Source organism: Xanthomonas sp. SHU 166 (assembly GCF_000364685.1).
Taxonomy (GTDB): domain Bacteria; phylum Pseudomonadota; class Gammaproteobacteria; order Xanthomonadales; family Xanthomonadaceae; genus Xanthomonas_A; species Xanthomonas_A sontii.
Window position 1 is genome coordinate 1 of sequence record NZ_AQOJ01000768.1, and the last position, 4,778, is coordinate 4,778.

4 protein-coding genes are annotated in these 4,778 nt (G+C 71.2%); 2 read left to right on the forward strand and 2 right to left on the reverse strand.

Going from position 1 to position 4,778, the window contains the following annotated elements; genetic code table 11:
* On the reverse strand, positions 1 to 490 hold a 490-nt coding region (locus D180_RS17855), incomplete at its 3' end, for a TonB-dependent receptor plug domain-containing protein (protein ID WP_043091287.1).
* 348 nt (positions 491 to 838) lie between these two features.
* Positions 839 to 1,624 carry a hypothetical protein gene (locus D180_RS17860; protein WP_232760566.1) on the reverse strand — a complete coding sequence of 262 codons (786 nt, stop codon included), beginning with the start codon at positions 1,622 to 1,624 and terminating at the stop codon, positions 839 to 841.
* 6 nt (positions 1,625 to 1,630) lie between these two features.
* Here D180_RS17860 and D180_RS17865 point away from each other — a divergent pair, with 6 nt between their 5' ends.
* Together D180_RS17865 and D180_RS17870 are read left to right on the forward strand one after the other, a co-directional pair.
* Positions 1,631 to 2,560: an oxygenase MpaB family protein gene (locus tag D180_RS17865; protein ID WP_043091289.1), complete on the forward strand. Its 930-nt coding sequence runs from the start codon at positions 1,631 to 1,633 to the stop codon at positions 2,558 to 2,560.
* A 177-nt stretch (positions 2,561 to 2,737) separates the two neighbouring features.
* Positions 2,738 to 4,778: PAS domain S-box protein (locus tag D180_RS17870; RefSeq protein ID WP_017913870.1), on the forward strand; the 2,041-nt coding region annotated here is incomplete at its 3' end.

Here is a 4,778-nt window from a genome sequence, read left to right on the forward strand (position 1 = left end):
GCTTGCTGATCAGGTTGACCAGGCCGCCCGGCAGCACCTGTCCGTACAGCAGCGAAGCCGGGCCCTTCAGCACCTCCACCTGCTGCACGCCGAACAACTGCTCGGCCACACGGTTGCTGTCGGCGGTGCGCAGGCCGTCGACGAACAGCGCATCGGAGGCGGTCTGGCCGCGGATGATCAGGTCGTCCCAGCCGCGCCGGCCGTAGGTGTTGGCGACCACCCCGGAGACGTTGTGCAGGGCATCGGACAGGGTGCGCGCCTGCTGGCTGTCCAGCAGCGCGCGCGGCACCACGGTGATCGAGAACGGCGTCTGCGCCAGCGGCGCATCCGACTTGTCGGCCTGCACCGGTCCGGTGGCGCGGAAGCCGCTCTGCGCATCGGCGCGCACCTGCACCGTGGGCAGGGCGGTCGCCTGTGCGGCATCGGCGCCGCTGTCGGCGTCCGAGGCGGTGTCGGCACTGGCGGCGTGCGCAGGCAGGGACAGCGCCATGCCCAGCAGGCAGGCGCACGAAAGGGGATGCAGTGTCATCGAGACCGTGGGGCGAAAGTTCTAATCGAGAATGATTATATTTCGCGAAACGGGCGTTGGGAATGCCCTGTGTCGCCGCGGTCGGCTGACGCCGGCTGCGTCGGGTCGGTGCGGTTTGACTGGGGCTGGCATCGCCGCGGCGTTGCGCCCTTGCGGCGATCGCGGGGACTTGAGCGAACACGCTATCGGGCGCGCGGATCACGACCGACTGCGCGCGTGTTGCGCCCGAGTCGCGCCCGCGCGTGATGTCGGATCGGCGGGCGCGCCGTCTATCGCAGACGGCGCGCGTGAGATGCGTGTGCGGCGGCCTCAGCCTGCGACGCGGAACACGCCGGGCTGGCCGCCGGGCGGCGTGCCTTCGAACTGGATCAGCGAGGCGACCAGTTCGGCATGCAGGCGGATGCGGCCCATCTCGCGCATGATCCGGATGTCCTCGTGGCGCAGTTCGCGGTTGGCCACCACCTCGCGCTTGTAGGCGAGGATCTCCGGATACTTGCGCGCCATGTTCAGCGCGTCGGCCACGCACTCCACGGTGTCGGCATCGGCCGACAGCGGTTCGCGACTGTTGAACGCGGTGAGCCAGCGCTCGAAGCCGGCGGTGCGGTCGAACATGTTGGCGATGAACCAGATCACGAACAGGATCGCCACCCACGAGGTGACCACGATGACGATGCGCGAGAACGTCAGGTGGTAGTCGTGCTGCCACAACTGCGCGGTGATCACGCCGAGCAGGATCAGCGAGATCGCCTGCCAGCCGATGATCGACGCCACCAGCCACTGCTGCTTGGCCTTGGCCAGCAACGCGACCTCTTCGCGGATCTGCGCCTCGCTCTTGTGCTGCCAGTGCGCGACCTGTTCGGGAAACGAGCGCTGGTGCAGCGCGTTGTCCTCGAGCAGCAATCCCAAGCCTTTGAACAGAGCGAGCATGACGGGCTCCTTGCAGATGCGGTGACGGACGCGGAACGTCGGTTGGCGATCTTGAGGCAGCTTCTTTCTAGCACAGCGGCCGCAAAGTGCATGCTGCGGTCGCACATGCAGCGCGGCCGCGGCGCGCCATACGCCATCGCACGGCGCTCGCGCCGCTTTCGCTACCATCGGCGCATGCCCCCGCTGCTACGCACCCTCTCCGCTCCGGCCACCGCGCAGATCCGCCGCTGGGTGCTGGGCGCCTTCCCGCGCGAGCGCGACGCCATCGACTACGACCAGCCGCTCGGCGATGTGGGCCTGTTCGGTCCGGACAGCGTCACCTGGCGCATCCATGCCGAGTTTCCCGGGATGCTGGCCGGCGGGCTGTGTGCGCTGCTGCTGCAGACCCTGCATCCGCTGGCGCTGGCCGGGGTCTACGACCATTCCAACTTTCGCGAGGATCTGGTCGGGCGCCTGCGCCGCACCACCCAGTTCGTCGCCGCCACCAGCTACGCGCCCACCGACGCGGCGCAGCGCCAGATCGCCCGTGTGCGTGCGATCCACACGCGGGTGCGCGGCCACACGCCCGACGGGCGTGCCTACGCCGCCGACGATCCGGCGCTGCTGACCTGGGTCCACGTGACCGAGGCCTACGGCTTCCTGCAGGGCTACCGCCGCTACTGCCGCGCGGTGCCGGCGGCGATCGCCGACCGCTATTACGACGAAGGCCGGCGCGTCGCCGAAGCGCTGGGCGCACGCGACGTCCCGGCCAGCGAGGCGGCGGTGCTGGACTATTTCGCGCGGCAGCGGCCGCTGCTGCGGGTGGATGCGCGCTCGCGCGAGGTGCTGGCGGTGCTGTCCGGCCTGCGCCTGCCGGTGCCGGCGCCGGGGCTGTCGCGCGAACTGTTCCTGGGCGCCGGCGCAGCGCTGTTGCCGCCGTGGGCCAGCGCCCTGCTGCGGCAGGCACGGCTGCAGCGCACCGGCCCAACGGTGCCGGCCTGGTTGCTGCAGCAGGTGGCGCCACTGTTCCGGGTGGCACTGCACGATGGCATCGCCGCGCGTGCGTGCCGACGGGTGGGGCTGACGACACAGGCACTGGCGCAGTGGCCACAGCGGACTGAATGATTTATCCGCATCGCTGAACGCAGCATCGCGTCACGGGCGGTCAAGATCGCCGATCCCAGGCCGCTGTATCCAGCATCTACGCCGCACTCCCGACCCTCGATGCCGCCGAACCCGCTCGCCGACAGGAAGCGTGACCGTCGCTTTCGGCACAGCCTGCGGCGCGTCACGCGCGCGCCGTTGCGGGCGATCGCGACCTGGGGCGTGGCGCTGGCGGTGCTGCTGGCCGCCGGCCTGGTGCTGGTGCTGGCGCAGGACCGCCACAACCGCCTGGCCGCAGCGCAGCGGCAGAGCCTGGCCCTGGCCACCGGCAGCGACCGCCTGCTGCAGTTGCAACTGGACAATCTCGGCCAGGCGCTGCATGGCGAGGCTCTGAGCGCGCAGGCGCTGCTGGCGGAGACGCCGGCGCGGGCGCCCGAACTGATCGCCGCCTCGCTGCACGGCCTGCAGGCGCGGCACCCGGAACTGCGCGACGTGGCCCTGCTGGATGTGCAGGGCCAACGCCGCTTCGGCGGCACGGGCGATCCGCAACTGCGCGCATGGATGCCGCGCGCGCGCTGCGGCGACCGGGTCTGCGTGAGTCCGCCAGTGCGCCTGGCCGATGGCGAGGCGGTGGTGCGCGTGGCGGTCCCGTGGGGCACCGATGGCTGGGTCGAGGCGCAATGGCGGGTGGCCGCGTTGCAACGCATCGTGCAGGGCACCGACAGCGGGCGCGACGGCATCGTCGCGCTGACCGACGCGCAGGGCGTGCTGCTGGCCGCCAGCCGTCCGCTCGCGGTCGGCCAGCCACGCCTGCCGATCGCGCTGGCGCAGCCGATGCCGCACGGCGGTGCCCTGGGGGTACGCCGCGATGTCTTCGACGGGACACCGCGGATCCTGGCGCTGAGCGGCGGCGGTGCGTATCCGTTGCTGGCGGTGGCTGGCGTGGGGCTGCGCGAGACGCTGTCCGGCTGGTGGTGGTTCGCCGCGGCGGCGGCGCTGGTGTACGTGCTGTACCTGCTCGGCCTGGCCTATCTGCTGGTCAGCCTGCGCCGCGCCGAGCGTCGCCAGCGCCACCTGCTGCAGCGCCTGCGCCGCGGAGACGAGGATCTGCGCCTGGCGCACGGGATGGGCGGCATCGGCACCTGGCGCGTCGACATCGCGCAGCGCGTGCTGCGCCTGTCCGAACCGACCGGCGCGATGTTCGGCCTGCAGCGCATGCAACTGCCCATCGAGGCGTTCCTGGCGCGGATCCACGACGAGGATCGCGCACGGGTGACGCAGCTGTACGAGGACGCGGCGCAAGGGCGCGCGGACTACAACACCGTCTATCGCATGCACCTGCCCGATGGACGCCTGCGCTGGCTGGCCGCGCGCGGCGCGCTGGTGCATACCCGCGAGGGCGTGTGCATGACCGGCGCGGTGCAGGATGTCAGCGACCGGGTGGCGGCACACGCGCGCCTGCTCGATGCCGAGCGCCAGTTCCGCCTGGTGTTCGATCGCAATCCGTTGCCGTACTGGGTGTTCGCCGTGGACAGCCTGCGCTTCCTGGAAGTGAACCAGGCCGCGGTGCGCCAGTACGGCTACAGCCGCGAGGAATTCCTGGCGATGGACCTGCGCGATCTGCGCCCGTCGGAGGATGCCGAGCGCTTGCTGCAGGACGTGCGCAAACCGCGCGAGGGCTTCGACGCGCCGAGCGTGTGGACGCATCGGCGCAAGGACGGCAGCCTGCTGTCGGTGTGCATCCATAGCGCCGACCTGGAGTTCGGCGGCGTGCCGGCGCGGCTGATCCTGGCCGAGGACGTCACCGAGCGCCTGGCCCACGAACGCGAACTGGCCTATCTCGCACGCCACGAATTCAGCACCGGCCTGCTCAAGCCGCGGGCGCTGGCCGAAGCCCTGCGCGCGCAGCGTGGCGGCTACGCCATCGCCTACGTGCAGGTGCGTGGCCTGGCCCTGATCGGCGACACCCTCGGCCGCGTCGTCGGCGATGCAGTGCGTTGCGCAGTGGCCGAGCGCATCCGCGCGCTCGGCGAGCGCTTCGGGCTGAGCGCGCACCAGCCGGCGCAGGACTTCGTGCTGGCGATCCTGGATCCGCAGGCCCTGCCGCTAGCTTTGCAGGCGCTGCAGGAGGCGCTGTACGCACCCGTGCAGGGCGGCGAATTCGCTCAGCAGTTGCAGGCGCACATCGGCGTGGCGCTGTGTCCGGACGATGCCGCCGATGCCGACGAGGCGATCGGCA

Coding starts and splice junctions, on each gene's coding strand:
- D180_RS17860 (WP_232760566.1), bottom strand. CDS start 1,624: ATGGTAGCGAAAGCGGCGCGAGCGCCGTGCGATGGCGTATGGCGCGCC.
- D180_RS17865 (WP_043091289.1), top strand. CDS start 1,631: ATGCCCCCGCTGCTACGCACCCTCTCCGCTCCGGCCACCGCGCAGATC.